General features: G+C 68.5%; 25 protein-coding genes. 3 read left to right on the forward strand and 22 right to left on the reverse strand.

Annotation, left to right across the window (positions count from 1 at the left end; genetic code table 11):
* The 12 genes from AC0IX4_RS06445 to AC0IX4_RS06500 form a co-directional block, all read right to left on the reverse strand.
* Nucleotides 1-276 carry a metal-sensitive transcriptional regulator gene (locus AC0IX4_RS06445; RefSeq protein ID WP_027504515.1) on the reverse strand — a complete coding sequence of 92 codons (276 nt, stop codon included), beginning with the start codon at nucleotides 274-276 and terminating at the stop codon, nucleotides 1-3.
* Nucleotides 277-308: 32 nt separating this feature from the next.
* A complete protein-coding gene (locus AC0IX4_RS06450) occupies nucleotides 309-557 on the reverse strand; it encodes a hypothetical protein (protein ID WP_471828449.1) in 249 nt (82 codons plus the stop codon).
* Nucleotides 554-1036: a hypothetical protein gene (locus tag AC0IX4_RS06455; RefSeq protein ID WP_042574132.1), complete on the reverse strand. Its 483-nt coding sequence runs from the start codon at nucleotides 1034-1036 to the stop codon at nucleotides 554-556. Before AC0IX4_RS06455 ends, AC0IX4_RS06450 begins: the two co-directional genes overlap by 4 nt.
* The gene (locus AC0IX4_RS06460) at nucleotides 1033-1488 is read right to left on the reverse strand and encodes a hypothetical protein (protein WP_156148836.1); all 456 of its coding nucleotides are present in this window, start codon (nucleotides 1486-1488) and stop codon (nucleotides 1033-1035) included. The genes AC0IX4_RS06455 and AC0IX4_RS06460 overlap by 4 nt, the downstream gene beginning before the upstream one ends.
* 282 nt (nucleotides 1489-1770) lie before the next feature.
* Nucleotides 1771-1908, reverse strand: coding sequence for a hypothetical protein (locus tag AC0IX4_RS06465; RefSeq protein WP_156148837.1), 138 nt, complete (start codon nucleotides 1906-1908; stop codon nucleotides 1771-1773).
* An 89-nt stretch (nucleotides 1909-1997) separates the two neighbouring features.
* Nucleotides 1998-2654: a DUF5336 domain-containing protein gene (locus tag AC0IX4_RS06470; protein ID WP_156148838.1), complete on the reverse strand. Its 657-nt coding sequence runs from the start codon at nucleotides 2652-2654 to the stop codon at nucleotides 1998-2000.
* Entirely contained in the window at nucleotides 2651-3625 is a 975-nt protein-coding gene (gene hemB, locus AC0IX4_RS06475) for a porphobilinogen synthase (protein ID WP_471828450.1), read from the reverse strand. Before hemB ends, AC0IX4_RS06470 begins: the two co-directional genes overlap by 4 nt.
* A gap of 16 nt (nucleotides 3626-3641) precedes the next feature.
* On the reverse strand, nucleotides 3642-5204 hold the full coding sequence (locus AC0IX4_RS06480) for a bifunctional uroporphyrinogen-III C-methyltransferase/uroporphyrinogen-III synthase (protein WP_042574096.1): 1563 nt from the start codon (nucleotides 5202-5204) through the stop codon (nucleotides 3642-3644).
* A gap of 186 nt (nucleotides 5205-5390) precedes the next feature.
* Nucleotides 5391-6425, reverse strand: coding sequence for a hydroxymethylbilane synthase (gene hemC / locus AC0IX4_RS06485; protein ID WP_471828451.1), 1035 nt, complete (start codon nucleotides 6423-6425; stop codon nucleotides 5391-5393).
* A complete protein-coding gene (locus AC0IX4_RS06490; RefSeq protein WP_056073883.1) occupies nucleotides 6422-7816 on the reverse strand; it encodes a glutamyl-tRNA reductase in 1395 nt (464 codons plus the stop codon). The genes hemC and AC0IX4_RS06490 overlap by 4 nt, the downstream gene beginning before the upstream one ends.
* Complete coding sequence (locus AC0IX4_RS06495; RefSeq protein ID WP_471828452.1) at nucleotides 7813-8673, reverse strand: redox-sensing transcriptional repressor Rex; 861 nt, start codon at nucleotides 8671-8673, stop codon at nucleotides 7813-7815. The genes AC0IX4_RS06490 and AC0IX4_RS06495 overlap by 4 nt, the downstream gene beginning before the upstream one ends.
* 233 nt (nucleotides 8674-8906) lie before the next feature.
* Nucleotides 8907-9167, reverse strand: a complete 261-nt coding sequence (locus AC0IX4_RS06500) for a glutaredoxin family protein (protein WP_042574100.1) — start codon at nucleotides 9165-9167, stop codon at nucleotides 8907-8909.
* 203 nt (nucleotides 9168-9370) lie between these two features.
* Here AC0IX4_RS06500 and AC0IX4_RS06505 point away from each other — a divergent pair, with 203 nt between their 5' ends.
* Both AC0IX4_RS06505 and AC0IX4_RS06510 read left to right on the forward strand, forming a co-directional pair.
* The gene (locus AC0IX4_RS06505) at nucleotides 9371-10336 is read left to right on the forward strand and encodes an HAD family hydrolase (RefSeq protein WP_471828795.1); all 966 of its coding nucleotides are present in this window, start codon (nucleotides 9371-9373) and stop codon (nucleotides 10334-10336) included.
* Nucleotides 10333-11850 carry a phytoene desaturase family protein gene (locus AC0IX4_RS06510; RefSeq protein ID WP_471828453.1) on the forward strand — a complete coding sequence of 506 codons (1518 nt, stop codon included), beginning with the start codon at nucleotides 10333-10335 and terminating at the stop codon, nucleotides 11848-11850. Before AC0IX4_RS06505 ends, AC0IX4_RS06510 begins: the two co-directional genes overlap by 4 nt.
* Before the next feature lie 3 nt (nucleotides 11851-11853).
* On the opposite strand, the gene AC0IX4_RS06515 is transcribed toward AC0IX4_RS06510, so the two are convergent.
* From AC0IX4_RS06515 to AC0IX4_RS06560, 10 genes are all read right to left on the reverse strand, one after another.
* Entirely contained in the window at nucleotides 11854-12966 is a 1113-nt protein-coding gene (locus AC0IX4_RS06515; RefSeq protein ID WP_056073891.1) for a lysophospholipid acyltransferase family protein, read from the reverse strand.
* Nucleotides 12963-14099, reverse strand: a complete 1137-nt coding sequence (locus tag AC0IX4_RS06520) for an NAD-dependent epimerase/dehydratase family protein (RefSeq protein ID WP_082518413.1) — start codon at nucleotides 14097-14099, stop codon at nucleotides 12963-12965. Before AC0IX4_RS06520 ends, AC0IX4_RS06515 begins: the two co-directional genes overlap by 4 nt.
* Before the next feature lie 123 nt (nucleotides 14100-14222).
* Nucleotides 14223-14324: a 30S ribosomal protein bS22 gene (locus tag AC0IX4_RS06525; RefSeq protein ID WP_003402602.1), complete on the reverse strand. Its 102-nt coding sequence runs from the start codon at nucleotides 14322-14324 to the stop codon at nucleotides 14223-14225.
* A 260-nt stretch (nucleotides 14325-14584) separates the two neighbouring features.
* The gene (locus AC0IX4_RS06530) at nucleotides 14585-14830 is read right to left on the reverse strand and encodes a helix-turn-helix domain-containing protein (protein WP_027504502.1); all 246 of its coding nucleotides are present in this window, start codon (nucleotides 14828-14830) and stop codon (nucleotides 14585-14587) included.
* Between the two features lie 124 nt (nucleotides 14831-14954).
* On the reverse strand, nucleotides 14955-15770 hold the full coding sequence (gene proC, locus AC0IX4_RS06535) for a pyrroline-5-carboxylate reductase (RefSeq protein ID WP_042576714.1): 816 nt from the start codon (nucleotides 15768-15770) through the stop codon (nucleotides 14955-14957).
* Between the two features lie 44 nt (nucleotides 15771-15814).
* Nucleotides 15815-16666, reverse strand: a complete 852-nt coding sequence (locus AC0IX4_RS06540) for a thioesterase family protein (RefSeq protein ID WP_471828454.1) — start codon at nucleotides 16664-16666, stop codon at nucleotides 15815-15817.
* Nucleotides 16663-17319, reverse strand: coding sequence for a MerR family transcriptional regulator (locus AC0IX4_RS06545; RefSeq protein ID WP_471828796.1), 657 nt, complete (start codon nucleotides 17317-17319; stop codon nucleotides 16663-16665). Before AC0IX4_RS06545 ends, AC0IX4_RS06540 begins: the two co-directional genes overlap by 4 nt.
* Before the next feature lie 52 nt (nucleotides 17320-17371).
* Entirely contained in the window at nucleotides 17372-18226 is an 855-nt protein-coding gene (locus AC0IX4_RS06550) for a sugar phosphate isomerase/epimerase family protein (protein ID WP_471828455.1), read from the reverse strand.
* Nucleotides 18223-19185 carry a hypothetical protein gene (locus tag AC0IX4_RS06555; RefSeq protein WP_471828456.1) on the reverse strand — a complete coding sequence of 321 codons (963 nt, stop codon included), beginning with the start codon at nucleotides 19183-19185 and terminating at the stop codon, nucleotides 18223-18225. Before AC0IX4_RS06555 ends, AC0IX4_RS06550 begins: the two co-directional genes overlap by 4 nt.
* A complete protein-coding gene (locus tag AC0IX4_RS06560) occupies nucleotides 19182-20138 on the reverse strand; it encodes a Ppx/GppA family phosphatase (protein ID WP_056073899.1) in 957 nt (318 codons plus the stop codon). The genes AC0IX4_RS06555 and AC0IX4_RS06560 overlap by 4 nt, the downstream gene beginning before the upstream one ends.
* Nucleotides 20139-20283: 145 nt before the next feature.
* Between AC0IX4_RS06560 and AC0IX4_RS06565 the strand changes: the two genes are divergently transcribed.
* Nucleotides 20284-21084: a DUF3109 family protein gene (locus AC0IX4_RS06565; protein ID WP_471828797.1), complete on the forward strand. Its 801-nt coding sequence runs from the start codon at nucleotides 20284-20286 to the stop codon at nucleotides 21082-21084.
* The last annotated feature ends 40 nt before the right edge of the window (nucleotides 21085-21124 follow it).

Consider the following 21124-nt stretch of genomic DNA (forward strand, 5'->3'; position numbering starts at 1 on the left):
TCAGGAACGGACGAGACGAGCGATCGCCTCGGACGCCTCCCTGACCTTCGCGTCGGCCTCGGGTCCACCCTCGCGCGCCGCGTCCACGACGCAGCCCGCGAGGTGGGCGTCGAGAAGCTTCAGCGACACGGACTGCAGCGCCTTGGTCACCGCGGAGACCTGCGTCAGCACGTCGATGCAATAGCGATCGTCTGCCACCATGCGGGAGATCCCCGCCACCTGACCCTCGATGCGGCGTAGACGCTTGAGAAGGTCGTCCTGATCGAAACTGCTCATGCCTCCAATGTACCCCCCGGGGGTAAGAAGGATCAGTCTCGCGGTCGCCGGATCATCAGTCGCATCAGCAGGTACACCGCCACCGTGGCAGCGACGACCGACAAGCCCATCCACGGACCCGCCACGTGCATCGAGTCGTACGTGATGGTGAACCCCTCGACGTCGCCCGTCGTGGGGAAGGTCTCGGTGACGGAATCGGTGACGCGCGAGTACGACCACAGCACGGCAGCCACACCGAGAAGCACCAGTGCGACGACGCCCGGCAACACCCGCCTGATCATCGTTCCGCCTCGACCAGCGCCAGTAGTTCCTCGCGCAGCGTCTCCTCGTCCTTGGCCCAGGCCTGGACGATTCCGTTGCCCGCGAGCTTGAGGCCGACGCCGGTGCGCTTACGCGGGATGCCGGACAGCTCCCCCAGCACTCGGGCGGTCTGCCACCGCTCGAGCTTGTTCCCCGTGGCCTCGTAGTCGGGCTCCGGGTAGACCTCGAGGATGTCGGCGACGGCGACGTCCTCGGTTCCCTGACTCAGCGTGGTGGGCGTCAGGATGACGGTGGCGTGACGACGCGCGGCGACGATCTGGACGTACGTGAACGCCATGAGGACCGCGGCGATCACCACGAGAGCGACGTAGTGCACGACGGGCCCGGTGTAGATCTCGATACCCAGTGCCAGCAGGCAGAAGGCCGGCCCGTAGCCCAACGCCCGCCACTTGGCGCCGTACTCCGCGAACAGCACGGTGTCCTCCGAGGTCTCGCTCACGCGGCGAACCACTCGGCAGCGGAGCGTCGATACGCGAGCACGCAGGCGACGAACAGGAAGATCGAGCCGAGGGTGGCCAGCAGCGGGACGATGGCGAATCCGACCGTCACCGATCCGAGCAACACGACGCCGAAGATCACGGACAGCACGGTGAGCGCTCGTCGGAACCGTGGGTCACCGCGTCGACACGTGGGGCCGGCGAGGAATCCGACAGCGAGACCGACGACGATCTCGAGGATGCCGATGGTCCGGAGCACCGTGATGACGCTGTCGACGGCGTCGGCGGAACCGCCCGTGTCGGTCAACTGCGTGCGGAGCGAGTCGGCCGGGAACGTCAGCGAGATGAGCCCGAGCAGTACGACGAGAACGGCGCCGAGCACCCAGGCGAGGAACGCGTACGTGATGACACGGGGTCGTGCGAGCGGAGCGTTCTCCGCCTTGTCGAAGGTCACGAGGACCATCCTGCCTGGACGCCTGTCAGCTGAGGACGGCCGGGAGCAGAACGACGGCGGCCATCAACACACCGGTGATGAAGACGATGGCGAGAAGCCACAGTTCCCGACGGCTGCTGCTGCACTGCACGACGTGTGTGCGAGAAGCGACCGCAGAGGACGCGGGGGTGGAATCGGCGGGCAACGCGGTCTCCGACCTGTTCGAACGCTTGTGACAGTGGTCACGATACACGCCAGTCGGTTTAGCGCAAAAACATCACGCCATCTGCGGCGATGGCCTTCTCAGGCGCCCGCGAATCCGCTCGCGACGACCAGGACGACGACGACGACCGCCGACGTCAGAAGGAGGAGTGCGAAGGCCTCTGCGAGACCGTTGCGACGTTCGCCGGGGTCACTCCCGACGATGGGGCGTTGAGTCATCCGATTCTCCGATCACCGACCATCCGACCGGTTCTCAGAGTAATGCCTCAGCTGTAACTTGCGTCACACCCGTTACGGCGTGTCGACGCTCAGCGTGGCGCTCGCTTGGACAGGAAGTACTCCGTCGACTCGCGTCGGTGCATTAGATAGACGGCTCCGGCGGCGGCGACTGCCTGCAGGATCCCGAGTACCGCCGTGAACACCGCCATCGGCCCGGTGACGGACCCGAGGCCGAACAACGTCGGAATCGTCGTCACGACGATGACGACACCGATGACCGTCAGAACCGCACGAGCCCACAGCTTGCCGGCGCGCATCTTGCGGACCACCAGCAGTACGGCGCCGGCGATGAGAAGCGCGAAGACCAGCGACATCACCATCGCCACGATCAGCACGGTGTTCGCGGTGTCGGGCGGCAGCGCGAGCGACGGGTCCTGCGCCTCGAGGTCGGCGAGGAACGAGTCGAGGAATGCGTCCCGATCCGAGTACAGCGCCGACAGGCCGATCAGCATCGACACGACGCCGAGCGCGATCACGGCGAACCAGAGGTGCCGAGAGGTCTCGATGTCGACCGGTGCGTCCCCGCCCTCCGGGGGCAGGACGGGCTTCATCGCACTGGGCGGCAAACCCTCCGGGTGCCAGTTGCCCTGCGGCTGCTGCCAATTTCCTTGCGGCTGCTGCCAGTTGCCCTGTGGACTGTCGTAGCGGGGATCCTCCGGATTTCCGCCCGGTGCGCTGTCGTTCACAGCCGCGTCGCGATCTCGGTGGCCCAGTAGGTCAACACGATGTCGGCACCCGCTCGGCGAATGCTGGTGACGGACTCCATGATCGCCGCGTCGCGATCGATCCATCCGTTCTGCGCGGCGGCGGTGATCATCGCGTACTCCCCCGAGATCTGATAGGCAGCGACGGGCACGGGCGACGCGTCGGCGACCTCGCGCAGGATGTCGAGGTAGCTCATGGCGGGCTTGACCATCACCATGTCCGCGCCCTCGGCGATGTCGAGGTCGAGTTCGCGCATCGACTCGCGCCGATTGGCCGAATCCTGTTGATAGGTTCGGCGATCACCGCGCAGGGTCGATCCGACGGCCTCGCGGAACGGGCCGTAGAAAGCCGACGCGTACTTGGCCGTGTAGGCCAGCTGACCCACGTCGGCGAATCCGGCGGTGTCCAGTCCCTCGCGGATCGCGCCGATCTGCCCGTCCATCATGCCGCTGGGTCCGAGGAGGTGAGCACCCGATTCCGCTTGCGCCACAGCCATGTCCACGTAGCGCACCAGGGTCGCGTCGTTGTCGACGCTGCCGTCGCTCGCCAACACCCCGCAGTGACCGTGGTCGGTGAACTCGTCGAGACACGTGTCGGCCATCACCACGGTCGTGTCGCCGAGGTCGTCCCGGAGTCGACGCAGCCCCTTGTTCAGGATGCCGTCGGGATCCGAGGCCATCGACCCCTGTCCGTCCTTGTCCTCCGGACGCGGAACGCCGAAGAGCATCAGCCCGCCGACGCCCGCACGCACGGCCTCGTCCGCCGCGGCGGACAGCGAGTCCAGCGTGTGTTGGACGACGCCGGGCATGGAGCTGATCTCCCGCGGGGAGTCGAGGCCGTCGGCCACGAACATCGGCAGCACGAGATGCCGCGGTTCGAGCGACGTCTCCGCCACCAACCGGCGGATCGCGGGGGTACGACGCAGTCGCCGGGGACGGTCTACGGGGAACAAGAAACCCTCACTTCGGTCAGCGCCTGCGCGACTTCTTGCGCGGAGGCGGGAGTGCACCTTCGGCGCGCAGACGAGCGGCGTGCTCGGCCAGCGCCTCGACCAGCGGTCCGACCTGAGCCGTCTCGGGCTGCACGTCGACGCGCAGACCGAACTCGACGGCCGTCTCGGCGGTCTTCGGTCCGATGCATGCGACCAGAGTGCGCGCGTGCGGCTTCCCCGCGATGCCGACCAGGTTGCGCACGGTCGAACTCGACGTGAAGCACACGGCGTCGAATCCGCCGGTCTTGATCATCTCGCGGGTCTCGGCGGCCGGCGGCGCAGCGCGCACCGTGCGGTACGCGGTGACGTCGTCGATCTCCCAGCCTCGCTCGCGGAGGCCCTCGGCGAGGGTCTCGGTCGCGATGTCGGCGCGCGGCAGCAGCACCCGGTTGACGGGGTCGAACACCTCGTCGTACGGCGGGAAGTCGTCGAGCAGACCGGTGGAGGACTGCTCACCGGACGGCACCAGCTCGGGGTTGATGCCGAACGAGCGCACCTTGTCCGCCGTCGCTTCGCCGACACAGGCGATCTTCACGCCGGAGAACGCGCGGGCGTCCAGGCCGAACTCCTCGAACTTCTCCCAGACGGCGCGCACCGCGTTGGTCGAGGTGAACACGACCCACTGGTAGCGACCGTCGACCAGTCCCTTGACCGACCGTTCCATCTGCGCGGGGCTGCGCGGCGGCTCGACGGCGATGGTGGGGACCTCGATGGGGATGGCGCCGTGGGTGACCAGGCGCTCGCTCATCTCGCCGGCCTGGTCCTTGGTGCGCGGCACCAGGACGGTCCAGCCGTACAGAGCGCGGCTCTCCCACCAGGACATCTTGGAGCGCTGCGCGACGACCTTGCCGACGGTGACGATCAGCGAGCCGACCAGTTCGGATCCGGCGTCGTTCAGTGTCGCGAGGGTGGCCTCGACGGTGCGCTGCTGACGCGTCGTGCCGCGGACGGTGATCGCGACGGGCGTCTGCGGAGCCAGGCCGTGCTCGACCAGCGCGCTGGCCGTCTCGGCGAGGTGCCCGGACGTCGCGTGCAGGACCAGCGGTCCGGGTGCCGCGGCGAGTGACGCCCAGTTCACGTCGCCGCGCACGTCGGCCTCGGTGTGCTCGGAACCCAGTGCCATGCCGGCGTAGCTGGGAACGGCCGATCCGGCGGGCAGGCCGGGGACGACCTCGAACTGCACCTGGGTGCGGGCCACGGCGGTGACCTCCGCGATGACCGAGTCGGTGGTCAGCGGGTCACCGGAGACGAGGCGGACCACGTCGTGACCGTTCTTCGCCTCGGCGACCAGCGTCTTCGCGACCTCGGCGGGCTCGCCGAGCGCGGGACGCACGTCGACGCCGTTCTCGCCGGTCTCGGCGTCGGCCGGTACCGCCGTGCCGACCAGGGCGATGACGCCCTTGTCGACGTCGGGGTCGGTGAACGCCATCTCGGCGACAGCGAGCGCGTCACGTGCCCGGACGGTGAGCAGGGCCGGATCGCCGGGGCCCGATCCCACGAACAGGATCCGTCCCGGAGTGTTCTTGCGGACTCGGCTCATTATTCGTTCTCCAGTGCAGTCTGTTCCGCGTGGTTGTTGCGGAAGCGGATCTCGATCTCGGTGGCGGGACCCCGCTTGGGGATCAGCCGGGATGTGGCGATGCGTTCGTATCGCCCGGGGCGTGGCGCCGCGCCGCGTCTGGCGCGGCCGTGTCTGTGCCCGCCCACGAGGTCCTGGGCCCTCTGCTCACGCATCGATCGATTCGCCTTTCTCGGTGCCGCTCGTCCGCTGGGTTGTGGAGGCGGCGGTGGAGGATGAAGAAGGTTCTGTGATGGCGACCAGTTCGCGGGCACCGAGGTCGAGAAGTTCACGGGCGACGCGGCGACCGAGTTCGTCGGCGTCGTCCACCGACCCGACGGTCGAGGCGCGGATGACGTCGGAGCCGTCGACGGCCGCGGCGCACCCGCGGACCGACAGTTCCTCGAAGATCCGTCCGTCCTCGTCGATCGACTCGACCACTTCGGCGATGGCGCCGACCGGCGCGGTGCATCCCGCTTCCAGTTCGGCGAGCAGCGCACGTTCGGCCGTGACCGAGGCACGGGAGGCGACGTCGTCGAGTGTGCCGAGCACGCCGGCGAGGTCGTGGTCGTCGGACCGGCACTCGACCGCGAGAGCGCCCTGCGCCGGAGCGGGCAGGAACTGCACAGGCTCGAGTGCTTCGGTGACCACGTCGAGCCGGCCGATGCGGGCGAGGCCGGCGCGGGCCACGACGACGGCGTCGAGCTCGCCCTTGGTGACCTTGCCGATGCGGGTGTCGAGGTTGCCGCGCAGCGGTTGCACGTCCAGACCCAGGCCTAGTGCGCGCAACTGCGCGATGCGTCGGGGCGCGGAGGTACCGACCGTCGATCCGACGGGCAGCTCACCAAGGACGAGTCCGTCGCGAGCCACCAGGGCGTCGCGAGAATCCTCGCGCTCCGGGATCGCGGCGATGCGGAACCGCGGGTCCTCGGCCGTGGGCAGATCCTTGTACGAATGCACGGCGACGTCGATGGTCTTGTCCGCCAACGCTTCCCGCAGCGCTGCCGTGAACACTCCGACACCGATCTCCTGGACCGGTGCGGCGGACTTGTCACCCGCGGTGGCGACGACGACCAGTTCGGTGCGCACGCCCGTGGCCGTGATGGCGGCACGGACCGTCTCGGCCTGCGTCGTCGCGAGGAGGCTGCCGCGCGTTCCGATGCGCACGACTCGGTCGCCGAGGGCGCCTGCGTTCGCGCTCATTCGTCACTCCGATCGTGAAATGCCGTGAAGTCGTCGGCGAGAGCGGCTGTCGGGCTGTCGGTGTCGACGGCCGACGCGACCTCCATCGGAGACGCGACGGCCTGCACGGTTGCCGGCGACAGCTCGAAGAGCTCGCGGAGCGCTTCGGCGTAGGAATCGCCACCGGGAGTGGTGGCCAGTTGTTTCACGCGCACGGTGGGCGCATGAAGAAGCTTGTCGACGACGCGGCGGACCGTGCGGGCCACCTCGTCGCGCTGGGGATCGGCCAGGTCGGGAAGACGCGAGTCGAGCCGCATGAGCTCTGCCTCGACGACCTCCGCGGCGCGCTGACGCAGAGCGGTCACGGTGGGGGTGACCTCGGCGAGACGCTGCCCCGAGAGGTACGACGCCAGTTCCGCTGCGACGATGTCGCGCGCTGCGCGCTCGTCGGACGCTGCGGCGCCGGCGGCGGGGTCGTGCTGCAGCGACTCCATGTCCAGCACCGTGACGCCCGGAAGTCCGGCGACGGCGCTCTCCACGTCGCGCGGGAGCCCGAGATCGCAGATCACGAGGGGACGAGCGGCGGTGTCGCGGTGCGCGAGTGCACGATGGGCGTCGGCGATGGTGACGACGGCACCCACCGCGCCGGTACAGGTGACCAGGATGTCGGCGTCGGCGACGGTCGCGGACAGCTGGTCCAGCGTGATCGCGAACGAGGTGACTCCGCCGGCAGCGGCCGTCTCGGACAGGTGCTGGGCACGCGACTGGGTGCGGTTCGCGACGGCGATGCTGCCGATCCCGGTGCGGGTGAGGTGCGCGACGGACAGTCCGCCCATGGCGCCGGCCCCGAGTACGACGGCCTTGCGGCCCTGCAGTCCTCCGAGGATGTCCCCGGCCCGGTCGAGTGCGACGGAGACGACGGACGCCCCGGCCTTGTCGATGTTCGTCTCGGAGTGAACCTTCTTGCCGACGCGCAGAGCCTGCTGCGCGAGTTCGTGCAGCGCACGTCCCGACGCCTGCTGGGCGTCCGACGCGGCGTACGCGGCGCGGATCTGGCCGAGGATCTGCTGTTCGCCGATCACCATCGAGTCCAGTCCGCCGGCCACGGCGAACAGGTGCTCGGCGGCGGCCTCGCTGTAGCGGACGTAGGCGTACTTCGTCAGTTCCGCGAGATCGAGCCCGGAGTGCTCGGAGAGCAGCGCACCGAGGTCGGTCAGGGCACCGTGGAACGCGTCGACGACGGCGTATACCTCGACGCGATTGCACGTCGAGACGATCATGACCTCCGACACGTGCGGGGACGTCATGATCTCGTCGGTCAGCTTGGGGCGTTCGGTGTCGCTGACGGCGACACGTTCGAGTACCGAGACGGGAGCGCTTCGATGCGAAATCCCGAGGAGAAGGACACTCACGGTGCTGTCACCGATCCGTTTCTGCTAGCGGCTGCGGCCCGATTACCGGGTCCTGCGAAATTCTTCGCACCGGATTGCCGGGTGTCCCGGCAGACCTGGCGGTTGGGACGGTTGCGCGGCGCCTTGTGGGCGTTGGCGAACGAGAGAACCTGGAGCTCGACCGCGAGGTCCACGCGGCGCAGATCGACGTGCGCCGGCGTGACCGGATCGGTGGACGCGAAGCTGAGGATGCAGTCGATGTCGGCCTGAACCAACGCGTCCACGGCCTCCTGGGCCGCTGCATCGGGAGTGGCGACAACACCGACGGTGGCACCGAGGGTCGTCGCGACGTCGACCAACGTGTCGACGTGGCGGACCACCAGCTGCGAGAAGCCGTCCTCGTCGTTGCCGACCGTGACCTCGCGACCCACGACGGCCGGGTCGTTGTCGAACAGAGCGACCATGGTGAAGCCGCGACGACTGAACCCGTGATAGCCGACCAGAGCCGTTCCGAGATGTCCCATGCCGACCAGGACGACGCGATGGCCGCGGTCGAGGCCGAGAGCCAGTTCGATGCGGGCGCGGAGGCGGGCGACGTCGTATCCGACCCCTCTGACTCCCATGGGTCCGAGGAACGACAGGTCCTTGCGCAACGTGGCAGAACCGACCCCGGCCGCGGTGGCCAAGTCCTCGCTCGAGACGATCATCACTCGGCTGTCGGACAGCGAACCGAGTACCCGGAGATACCCGGCGAAACGAGTGACCGTAGCCTGAGGGACGACACGAGACGCGACATCGCCGTCGCGACCCGAGTCGGCCACCGCGCCGGAGCGCGCGCCGCCGACGCCGGGCAGGCGACGTTGAGAGGTCACGTTCAAGGCTCCTCGTCCGACCGGCGCCCGTGACAGGGCACGCGATCTCCACGATCATCGTCAGGGCCGACGGCGGATCACAGCTCCGTGAGGCGCACGTCGATTACCCGGCATGCGCGGCAGGTGGGTTCGTCACCGGCCCCATATCTTGTCTCCACGGTAACCTCTCGTGGAGGTATGAACAAAGTCGCCGAACCATGTAGTAGGATCCCGCGACCCCGTCGCCCGACAGCAGCGCGTCAGGCGCTCAGATCACGTCTCAGCCGGGGCTCGTCCACATCCCAGTAGCTGTGTTCGCGTCCGTCCAGAAGCACCACCGGAAGCCTGTCGCCGTACTCCGCGCGCAGGTCAGGGTCCTGCGCGGCGGCGACGTCGACGTCGATCGCCTCGCATGTCACCCCGTACTCCGCGCACAGCGGGACCAGGATCCGCCATGCCCCGTCGCACGCCCCGCACCCGGCTCGGGTCAGCAACGTCACGGTCCTGCCGGGGGTCGTCATGAGTCCAGTATCTCACCGGCGGCACGGGTGCCCCGCGCCCTCGGGCACGCGGTTAGGCTGGCTGCCGCAGGACCGTTCGGCCCGCGCCCGCGGGTTCGCCGTTCGAGGTGGGGGAGGTGCACGTGCCCGATCGACAGGATCCGGACGACGTCGTACGGGGCGCGAACACACCCGACTCGACGATCAGCGACTCCCCCGAGGTGATGGACGCCTCCCGTGCCCGGCGCGACGTGGAGCCCGAGCAGGCCGAGAAGCAGGTCCGACGTCGTATCCGTAATCCCCTCGGACCCACCGCCGCGCAGATCCGCGCGAAGCTGGCCGGCGAAGCGAGCGCCGACGCCGCCATCGCGCTGCAGGCCGAGAGTGCACTGTCCGAGGACGACCACGTCGGCACTGTCCCCCGCGACCTCACGGCGGCCGCGTTCTTCGACGTCGACAACACGATGGTGCAGGGTGCGTCGATCATCCACTTCGCCCGCGGCCTCGCCGCCCGCAAGTACTTCACCACCAAGGACGTCTCCGAGTTCGCCTGGCAGCAGATCAAGTTCCGCGTGAGCGGCAAGGAGAACCTGGGCGACGTCAGCACCGGCCGCGAGAAGGCTCTGTCCTTCGTCGAGGGCCGCTCGACCGCCGAGATCGTCCGGCTGGGCGAGGAGATCTTCGACGAGATCATCGCCGACCGCATCTGGGCCGGCACCCGCGCTCTCGCACAGATGCACCTCGACGCCGGTCAGCAGGTGTGGCTGGTGACGGCGACGCCGGTGGAACTCGCGTCGATCATCGCCAAGCGGCTCGGTCTGACCGGAGCCCTCGGCACCGTCGCGGAGAGCAAGGACGGTGTCTTCACCGGTCGGCTCGTCGGCGACATCCTGCACGGACGTGGCAAGGCTCACGCCGTTCGAACTCTGGCCGTCCGCGAAGGCCTCGACCTGCGCAGGTGCACCGCGTACTCGGACAGCCACAACGACGTTCCGATGCTGTCCCTCGTCGGTACGGCCGTCGCGGTCAATCCCGACGCCGACCTCCGCGAGCTGGCCAAGAACCGCGGATGGGAGATCCGCGACTTCCGCACCGGCCGCAAGGCCGCCAAGATCGGCGTCCCCACAGCGTTGGCGTTGGGCGCGGTCGGCGGCGGCGTCGCCGCCGTGCTGGGCCGCCGCCACCCGTGACCGCATCCCCCGACAGCGAGGCGGCCGGGACGCGGGTGGTCGTCGTCGGCGCCGGGATCGGCGGTCTGGCCACAGCCGCGCGCCTGAGCTATCGGGGCTTCGACGTCACCGTCCTCGAGCAGTCGGACCAGCTCGGCGGCAAACTCGGCCTCGAGGAACACGACGGCTTCCTCTTCGACACCGGTCCGTCCCTGGTCACGATGCCGTACGTCTTCGCCGACCTCTTCGAGCAGACCGGCGGACCCGCCGACCTGACGTTCGAGCGACTCCCCGTCGCGTGCCGTTACCGCTTTCCCGACGGCACGGTGCTGGACATGCCGGGGCGGGCGGAGGAGATTCCCGCCGCCCTCGACGCAGCGCTCGGCGGTGATGCCGGTGCGCAGTGGTCGCGGTTCTCGGCACGTGCCGAGCAGATCTGGGACGCGACCCACGAGGCCTTCCTCGAGTCGCCGATCGGGCCACGTGAGCTCGCGACCCTGTCGCGCCGCGTCGGTGACCTCCGAACCATCGCGCCGTGGTCGAGCCTGCGGAGCCTCGGTCGGCAGTACCTGACCGACCCTCGACTGCGGATGATGCTGGACCGCTACGCGACGTACACCGGGTCCGATCCGCGCCGGGCGCCCGCTGCCCTGGCCACCGTCCCCCACGTCGAGCAGCGTTGGGGATCGTGGCACGTGCCCGGCGGTCTGCACCGCATCGCCGACGCCGTCGCAGAGAGGGCGTCGTCGCTCGGCGCCGACATCCGCACCGGAGTCACCGTCACCTCCGTCGTCGTGGAGGACGGCCGGGTCCGCGGTGTCGAGACCACCGACGGTCGGATCGCCGCGGACATCGTCGTCGCGAACGCCGACGCGGAGCAGGTGTACCGCTCGTTGGTGCCCCGGGCGCCGCGGACCGCCGTGGCGCGGCGACGCCTCGCGGCGACCACCCCCAGCCTGTCGGGCTTCGTGATGTTGCTGGCACTGCGCGGACGCGACGCGGACACTCCGCACCACCGTGTGCTGTTCCCCGACGACTACGACGCCGAGTTCGACGCGGTGTTCGGGACACGGGCTGGTCCGGCGCATCCGGCGCCGTCGCCGACCGTCTACGTCAGCGCGCCGGACGATCCCGCGCTGCGGCCGAACGACGACTCCGAAGCGTGGTTCGTGCTGGTCAACGCCGCACGACACGGCACCGGTTCGCGGTCGTTGGTCGACTGGGACGAACCCGGGCTCCGCGAGAGGTACGCCTCCCGCATCCTCGACGTCATGGCGGAACGCGGAGTCGACGTCCGCGACCGCGTGCTGAGACAGACCATCATCTCGCCCGCGGATCTGATGCGACGCACCATGACGCCCGGTGGATCGATCTACGGCACCTCGTCGAACGGGGTGGGAGCAGCCTTCCTGCGACCGGCGAACCGCTCACCCGTCCCCGGTCTCTACCTCGTGGGCGGTTCCTCGCATCCGGGCGGCGGACTACCGCTGGTCACCCTGTCGGCGCAGATAGTCGACCAGCTGATCGGGCAGTAGTTCTCAGCCCAGGAAGACGTTGCGACGCCGCGTGAGCAGCTTGTACAGCGTCTGCTGGATGGTTTCGCGCACCCGGTCGGTGACCTCGAACAGTTCCATCGGATCGTCCGCGGCACTCGGATCGTACGAGGTCGTCTCGATGGGCTCCCCGAACTCGATGTACCACTTCGACGGCAGCGGGATCAGACCCAGCGGACCGAAGTGCGGGAACAGCGGGGTGACCGGGAAGTACGGCATCCCGAGCACGCGCGCGAGCGTCGTCAGGTCACCGATCTTGGGGTAGATCTCCTCCGAGCCCACGATCGAGCACGGGATGATAGGCGTCTGGGTGCGCAGCGCCGCGGAGACGAAGCCGCCACGACCGAACCGTTGCAACTTGTAGCGCTCGCTGAAGGGCTTGCCGATGCCCTTGAACCCCTCGGGGAACACGGCGACGACCTCGCCGCCGCGCAGCAACCGCTCGGCGTCGGGTTGGCACGCGAGGGTATGACCGGCACGACGTGCGATGCTGCCGACCAGCGGCGTCTCGAACGCCAGATCCGCGGCGAGCATGCGCAGCGCGCGATGCTGGGGGTGGTGATCGCGCATGGCCACCGACGCCATCAGGCCGTCGACGGGGATGACGCCGGCGTGGTTCGACACCACGAGCGCGCCGCCCTCAGCGGGAACGTTCTCGATGCCGCGGACCTCCACGCGGAACCACTTCTCGAAGAGCGGTCGGAGCGCCGGCAGCCACACGGAGTCGGCGAAATGCGGGTCGTACCCGAACTCGTCCACCTCGTAGTCGCCCGACAGACGGGTGCGCAGGAAGTCCGCTCCCTCGGTGACACGCTCGACCAGGCTGCGACGCACGGACTCGACAGCCGACGAGGACTCGGTAGCCGACTCCGTCGTCGGCAGATCGGACGCGGCGTCGTCGGTAGACGTGACGTCCGGGAACACCAGCGGCGTCGGGACGTCGACACGCGGCCCCGGGATCAGCGGATTCGTCGCGGGAGGCCGCTCCGCGTACGAGGACGGGTGTCGTCCGCGAACGTCCTCCGGAGCACTGGCGGACATGCGTAGACGATCGTTCGCCTTGCCGTGCAGGGGAATGACTTTGGCCACGTCGCTCACTTCCGTCCCGTCCCGGCCGCGAGTTCGACGGGACCGCGGGGCGGTACGCCGCCGAGGACAGCCGTGAGCCTGGACTCCACGGCGTCGACCCACTCACGCCGGATCACCGGAGTCAGGGCGACACCGCGGACGAAGTCGTCGAACGCCTGGACGGTGGTCCAGCGCGGCGTGAAACTCAGGTCGTTCTTCATACGCGTCGTGTCCACCCCGCATCCGAAGTTGAAGTAGTCGATCTGCTCGGTCGAGAAGCTCCGCATCAACGATCCCATCACCGCACGACCGGTGGTGCGGAACAGCGCCGACGGAACCGGGAGTTCCACGCGACCGGCCCGTCGAATCGCCTGGGACAGCATGATGATGCCGTCGGCCGCGATGTTGAAGGTTCCGGCCGGCCCGGAAAGAGTGGCCCGTTCCAGAGCGGACAGGGCATCTTCCTCGTGCAGCAGTTGCATCCGGGCGTCGCGGCCGAGAATCGACGGGGTGACCGGTGAGGTCAGGTAGCGGGACACGGCGCCGTTGAGACGTGGGCCGATCATCGGAGCGTTCCGCAGGATGGTCACATCGATGTCCGGCCGACGACGGCCGAGCCCACGTGCGTAGCCCTCGGTCTCGATGGCGTCGCGAGCGAACCCGCCCTTGGGCCGCGACCTGGCACCCATCTCCTCCGTGAACTGGGCGGGGTCCTTGGCGCTGCATCCGTAGACGGCGGTGGACGAGCGCAGCACGACGTGCCGCACGGTCGGAGACTTCTGGCAGACGGCGAACAGCTGCATGGCTCCGAGGACGTTCAGATCCTTCATCACCGTGCGCCCGCCACCGCTCGGAGGCCGGGAGATCAACGACGCGTGTACGACGGTATCGACGCCCGCATTGCGAATGACCTTGCCGATCAACGGGTTACGGATGTCGGCGCGCACGAATTCGGCGCGGCCCATGCGGCGGATCATGTCCTTCGACGGGGCCACCTCGTCGACGGCGATCACGCGCTCGATCGACGGGTTCTGCGCCAGACGCATGGTGAGGTACCCACCCAGGAACCGACTGGCACCCGTGACGAGCACGACTCGCGGAGCGTCACGCTCCACTCGGTCTTGGCTCACGTGACCCCCGTTCGTCTCACCGTGCACCGCCATGGTGCCACGAAGCCGGCGTCACCGCTCCCGGTCGCACCGGATACGGCCGCTCCGGATACGACACTGCCCGCGATGGTCGACAAACGACCGTCGCGGGCAGTGGATGCTTCGCGGGCTAGTGGATCACTTACCCAATTTCCTGCGCTGAACGCGAGTGCGGCGAAGCAACTTGCGGTGCTTCTTCTTCGACATGCGCTTGCGACGCTTCTTGATCACTGAACCCATGCGGGTGTCCTCGCGTTCTTTCGTATCTGTACAGCTGCACTGCTGATACCGCTGCTGATGCTGTTCGGTTGTCGGCGGACACGGCAGTACCGGGACTGCGCGCTCACGCAACTCAGCCCCATCATACCCAGCTCACACGACGACCGATGACCGGCCCACCGACCAGCGGGAGTCGGACTCGCGCCGGATGACGACGCGCACGGACGATATGCCCTTCCCCGGGCATTCGACTCGGCGCAGCGAATCCGGACGTCGAGTGCTCAGCCCGCGTCGAAGTACGAAGTCTCCAAGTAGTCGTGCACCGCCTTCGCATGCACTCGGAACGAACGGCCCACACGAACAGCGGGCAACTCGCCACCGTGCACCAGGCGGTACACGGTCATCTTGGACACCCTCATCAGTGAGGCCACTTCGGCCACCGTGAGGAACTGGGTTCCGGCCACAGCCGGTTGACCGTCGTGGGACGAGCTCTTGCTCGACCCGGACGGCTTGTTGACGGATTCCATAGATCCACATACCTCCGGCACGCCCGCGCCGCCGGCTTCCCCTCCGGCGGAACAGACACGCACGTGCTGCAGCGAGCTTAGCGGGACTCGAGTGACTTATGCGACGGGTGGGGGTGACCAATATTTATTCGGTCGTCGAACCCAGGGCGGTACTGCGGCTCTTCGCAGCGTCGATCGCGTCGAGAAGCGCAGCTCTGAAGCCCTTTCGCTCCAATTCGGCGATCGCCGCGGCGGTCGTGCCGCCGGGAGACGTCACACCCGCACGGAGCTCCTGGGGGGACTCGTCGGAGCGATCGAGCATCGCTGCGGACCCCACCATCGTCTGCACGACGAGCGTGGTCGCTGTGTCGCGGGGCAATCCGAGACCCACGGCGGCGTCGATCATCGCCTCGGCCATCAAGAAGAAGTACGCCGGACCCGAGCCCGAGACGGCGGTGACCGCGTCGATCTTCGTCTCGGACACGACGGCCGTCTTGCCGACGGTTCCCAGCAGTTTGCGCACCGTCTCGATGTGCTCCGAGCGGGCGTGACGGCCGGGCGCCAGCACGCTCATCGCCTCGCCCACGAGCATCGGGGTGTTCGGCATGACCCGGACGATGGGAATGCCCGCCGGCAGCTTCGGCTCGTACCGCGACGCCGGAACGCCGGCCGCCATCGACACGATGATCTGCTCGCGCTCACCGTTCAGCTCGGCCTTCGACATCTGTGTGATCACCGAATCGACGTCGTCGGGCTTGACGGCCACCACGATCACGTCGGCGCCCTCGATAGCGTCGGTCACGCTGGTGGACCGGATACCGAACTGTGCGGCCACCGCATCCGCGCGGGCCGGGTACTTCTCCGACAGCACGACGTGCCCGGCCGGCATTCCGCCCTCGATCAATCCTGCGATCAACGCTTCCCCGATACGGCCGCCGCCGATCACCGCAATTCTCGTCATGCGCCCAGCGTGCCATGTCGGTCCGAGCGTGCTGCACCGGTCCGTCAGGGAGCGAGCGGCACCATGGCGAGCTGCCGGCTCTGGACGACGACCGCTCCGGTCGAGTCCACGACCGTGTGGTCCTCCTCGAACCACGACCCACCCAGCACGGTGCTCGACGACTTCACGCGCAACCAGCCGGGAGCGGGGCGTCGGCGGAGATAGGTGGTCAACTGCACCGTCGGCGCCCAGCCGAACAAGCCGCGGTTCATCGTGACCGGGGGACAGATGTCGCCGGTCATGATCGCGAAGAGGGCGGCAGTCGCGGGATCGTTCTCGTCCTCCGGGCGCGGTCGGACCCACATCCGGATCTCCATCGACCCCTGCTTGCCCGTGAGGAAGTGCGCCGTCGCCGGGTCGTGTCGCATGTCGCAGCCCGCCGCGATGTGGACGATGTCGGCCATGGGGTGACCGGGCACGATCTGCGGCGCCGACGTGGGCGGCTCCACCGGCATGTCCAGGACAGAGGCGAGTGTCGAATCATGCTGCTGATGAACAGGTTCGCCCTCGTCCGGCGTTCCCAACGTGACGACGCCGCGCACCGCCGGCTTGCCGTTCTGCATCAGCACGGAGTCGACGTGGACGACGCGTCGACCGCGCTTGAGAACCGTGGTCTCGATCGTGACGGGGCCGGGATCGGGGGCGGCGAGGTAGCTCGCGCTGACCGCGAGGGGAGCCAGGTCCACCGGGTCGTCGTCGAGTGCCAGCCGCTGCACCGCGGCCGATGCACAGACACCCATCAGCGCGCCGCCGTGAACCTTCGGGCCGATGGTCCACGTGGGGTCGACGACTCCCTCGAAGGTGTCGGGGCCGACTCTGGTCAGAGTCGTCAGGGTGCGGAACGATGCGTCGGTCACGTGTCACTCGAATCTGTCGTGGGGTTCTCTGAGGTCGTATCCGGTGTCGAATGCAGGCTGTCCGCGCGGGCGAGGTCCTGGTGGGCCAGACGGCGGAGTGCGGCGATGACGGGCTCGTAGAGGACGGTGCCGAGGACTGCGAAGCGAACCGCGCTGCGCGGATCACCCTGCTCGGCCACCCTCGCCCACTCCCCCTCGGCGATGACGCGGACGGCACGGGCGTAGTTCACGACGTCGTCGTCCGACAGCGGGACCCCGGCGGCATCCGCCGCGCGCAGTGCGTGCTCGAGCTGCCGCGCAGCCGGCCCGTCGACGGTCTGCCCCGATCGCTGCAGGATCCGCAGGGCGCGCAATGGCTCGTCGGACTCGTCCAGATAGGGAGGCAGGGCGCGCAGTGCTCGACCCATCGCGGGATAGAGCGTCTCGGATGTCGCGTCCAACGCGTCGAGGACCGTTCGGATACGACCGATCGGCAGGGATGCTCCGGTGAGAGCTCTGATCAACTGGACGCGCTCGAGATGGTCCTCGGTGTAGTCGGCTGCGGCAGTGGGTGCATCGGGCGTCGGTCCCACTCCGGGCATCAGCAGGCCCTCACGCAGGTAGAACTTGATGGTCGCGCGCGGAATCCCCGCTCGGTCGACCAGCTCGGACATTCGCACGAGGTGACTCTAACCGAAAATGGATAGTGACACTATCCAGTACCGCTCAGACCGGTGCGAGATGCTTCCGCGCGAAGGCCAACGACCGTTCCAACGCTGCCGAGCGCTCGGTGGCCGTGCGCGCGTTCTGAGTGTTGATCTCGAGCACCGCCTGCCCCTGGAATCCGCGCGCCACCAGCGTGTGGCAGACCTCGGCGACCGGCTGGGTTCCGTCGCCGGGTACGAGGTGCTCGTCGACCGACGCCCCACGACCGTCCGCGAGGTGCAGGTGCCGGAGTCCGTCGCCCATCCGGGCGGCGAGCGTGACGGCGTCGAGGCCCGAGGTCGCCGTGTGGGAGAAGTCCAACGTGTAGTGCCGGTGACCGACGTCGGTCGGGTCGTACGACGGCGCGAACGCCGTGAAACCGAGTCCCGGCTTCCCGCCTCGCTTGGTCAGACGCTTGACCGAGCCGGTGCCCGCGCCGAACAACCGATCGGCGCGCATCGGGAACATGTTCTCGACGGCCACGATCATGCCCTCGTTGTCCTCTTCGAGTTCCGCCACCTGGTCCGCGAAACCGTCGGCGTAGATGCGCTGCCACCGGAACGGGGGGTGCACCACGACCGTGTCGGCGCCGAGCGCTTCCGCCGCGTGTACGGACCGCACCAGCTTGGACACCGGATCGGATCCCCACACGCGCTGCGTGATCAACAGGCACGGGGCGTGGATCGCGAGCACGGGAACGCCGTACCTGCGGCTCAGTTGCTTGATCGCGCCGATGTCCTGGCTGATCGGTTCCGCCCACACCATCAACTCGATGCCGTCGTAGCCCAGGTCCGCGGCGAATCGGAAGGCTGATTCCGTGTTCTGCGGATACACCGAGGCCGTCGACAGGCCGACGGGAACGTGGCGGGGTGTCACGTGGTGCTGAGCATGAAGGCCAAGGGGCCCAGCGTGACGAACCCACCGACGACCACCGCCAGAAGGATGGACACGATGTCATCGGTACGGCGCAGGACACGCACCACGGCGACGAGCCCGACGATGACGAAGAACGCCAGCACCAGCGCCACCCACGGGAGCATTTCCCAGAGGCGCTCGAAGCCCTTGAACAGCAGGGCTCCCAGCACGATCGCAATGACACCCTGGCCGAGCAACGAGAGCCACTGGCGAACCGGGCTGCGACCCTTGGCCGGTGCCGCCGGGGCGTCCTCGGTCTCGGTCTCGGCCTTCGTCTCCGGGCCCTCGTGGTCGGTCTCGTGGTCGTGGGGGTCGATCGCGGGAACGATGGTCGTCTCCGCGTTCGCGGTGTCCACGACGTCGTTCTCGCTCGTCACCTCGTCGTCCGCCTCGACGGGCCGGGGGTCTACGGGACGGGAATCGACAGGGCGCGCGTCGTCCGCACGATCACGGGTGTCCGCACGCAACTTGTCGACAGCCACCGACGGGGCGCCCGAGAACAGCGCCGGTTCCGGACGTACCTGCCGAGCCGGCCCGAAAGCCGGTGTCGGACGTGACGGGCGGACTGCCTGCGCAGGCGTCGGTCGGACGGGTTCGGGTCGTTCGTCGCGTATGTGCTCGTCGGCTGCCGGCTCGTCCGGTGCGACCGCAGGCTCGTCGGCCTCGGGAGCCGTGTCCTGGGGTGCTTCAACCTCGGATGCTGCGTTCTCGGGTGCTTCAGCCTCGGGAGCGGCGTTCTCCACGGGGCGGACGATCGGGATCTCACCCGTCAGTTCCGCGACGGAGATGCCGCCCGCCATTCCGCGGCGGCGGCGACCTCCGCCTGCCTGTGTGCCCACCTTCGCGCCGTTGCGCGCCAGCAGTTCGGCCACCGACACCTGTCCGGTGTCCGCAGCGCCGTCGTTGTTCTCGTCGCTCATGTCTCTCGACTCTCCACCACTTCGCCGAACGTCTCCGTGTCCAGCTTGCGCAGGATCAGTCCCTCACGCAGAGCCCACGGACAGATCTCCAGCGAATCGATCGACAGTGCGCGCATGCTCGCCTCGGCGACCAGTGCGCCGGCCACCATCTGCCTCGATCGATCCGCGCTCACACCTTCCAATTCTGCACGGTCCGCCGAGGTCATCCTCGAGATGAAGGAGATGACCTGACGAAGTCCGTCGGCGGTCAGGGTTCTGACCACTCGCGGACCGGCAGCCGACGGTGCGGCTCCGGTCAAGCGTGCCAACGAGCGGAACGTCTTGGACGTTCCCACCGCACGGTCCGGAACCCCGGGCTCGAGAAGTTTCCGTGCCGGCTCGACCAGTTCGGCGTCGAGCCAGTCGCGGAGGACGGCGACGCGTCGCTTACCGGGCGGGTCCTCGGACAGCCAGTCCCGCGTCAGGCGACCCGCGCCGAGAGGAACGGACATCGCGACGTCGGGGTTCTCGTCGATGCCGGTGCTGAGTTCGAGGGAACCGCCGCCGATGTCGAGGTCGAGGATCCGGCCGGCGCTCCATCCGTACCACCGACGCACGGCGAGGAAGGTAAGACGCGACTCGTCCTCACCGGAGAGAACCTGCAGGCTGACACCGGTTTCGTCGCGCACTCGGTTCAGCACGGCGGTCGAATTGCGGGCATCACGGACGGCGGAGGTGGCGAAGGCCATCAACTCCCCGCAGCCCGAGGACGTGGCGATGGACGAGAAGTCCGCGACCGTACGCACCAATCGATCGGAGCCGGACTGGGTGATGTCACCGGCGTCGTCGGTGTTCTCCGCCAGGCGCAAGGCAGCCTTGGTGGAGCTCATCGGTGTCGGGTGTCCGCCGCGATGGGCGTCGACCACGAGCAGATGAACCGTATTGCTTCCGACGTCGAGCACCCCTAACCGCACAGGGAACACCGTACTGGGTCTAGCGTCGTGGCTTGTGACACGTGCTGACAAGGCGGGTAGGCCGGAGGCCGGCCGGGCCGCAAAGCAAGGTAGGCCGGAGGCCGGGAGGCAGTCGGGTGAGGCCACCGGGCGGCCCGCGGATGTGCTGGAACCCGCCGCGACCCGCAAGCTCGACCCGGCCCCGGAAGTCTCGCCCGACTTCCCGCGAGAGTGGATCGAGTTCCCCGATCCCACCAACGCCGAACACGTCATCCGTGCGGATCTGACGTGGTTGCTGTCGAGTTGGACGTGCGTCTTCGGAACTCCCGCGTGCCAGGGAACGGTCCCCGATCGGCCCGACGACGGGTGCTGCTCGCACGGCGCCTTCCTCTCCGACGACGACGATCACGCCAAGCTCACCGCCTCCGTCGAGATGCTGACGCCGGACGACTGGCAGTTCTTCGACAAGGGACACGGCAAGAAGGGCTTCGTCGAGGTCGACGACCTCGAGGGCGAACAGGCCCTGCGCACCCGCAAGTACAAGGGTGCGTGCATCTTCCTGAACCGTCCCGGATTCGAGGGCGGCATCGGTTGCGCACTGCACCGGATGGCGCTGCGCACCGGCGTCGAACCGCTCGAGGTGAAGCCCGACGTCTGCTGGCAGCTGCCCATCCGCCGCACCCAGGACTGGGTCACCCGCCCGGACGGCGTCGAGATCCTGCAGACCGTCGTCGGCGAGTACGACCGACGCGGGTGGGGTGAGGGCGGCGCTGACCTCAGTTGGTACTGCACCGCCTCCCCCGACGCCCACGTGGGCACCGAGCCCGTCTGGCAGTCCTACGCGCCGGAGCTGAAGGAACTGCTCGGGCAGGACGTCTACACCGAGCTGGCCGCGCTGTGTCGGCGTCGGCAAGGTTTGGGGTTGATCGCCGTGCACCCCGCGACCCGTCAGTCTCAGCGCACCTAACCTCTTACCCCCCCCGCGAGTACGTCCATATCGTCGTGAT

The organism is Rhodococcus sp. AC861, assembly GCF_979256035.1.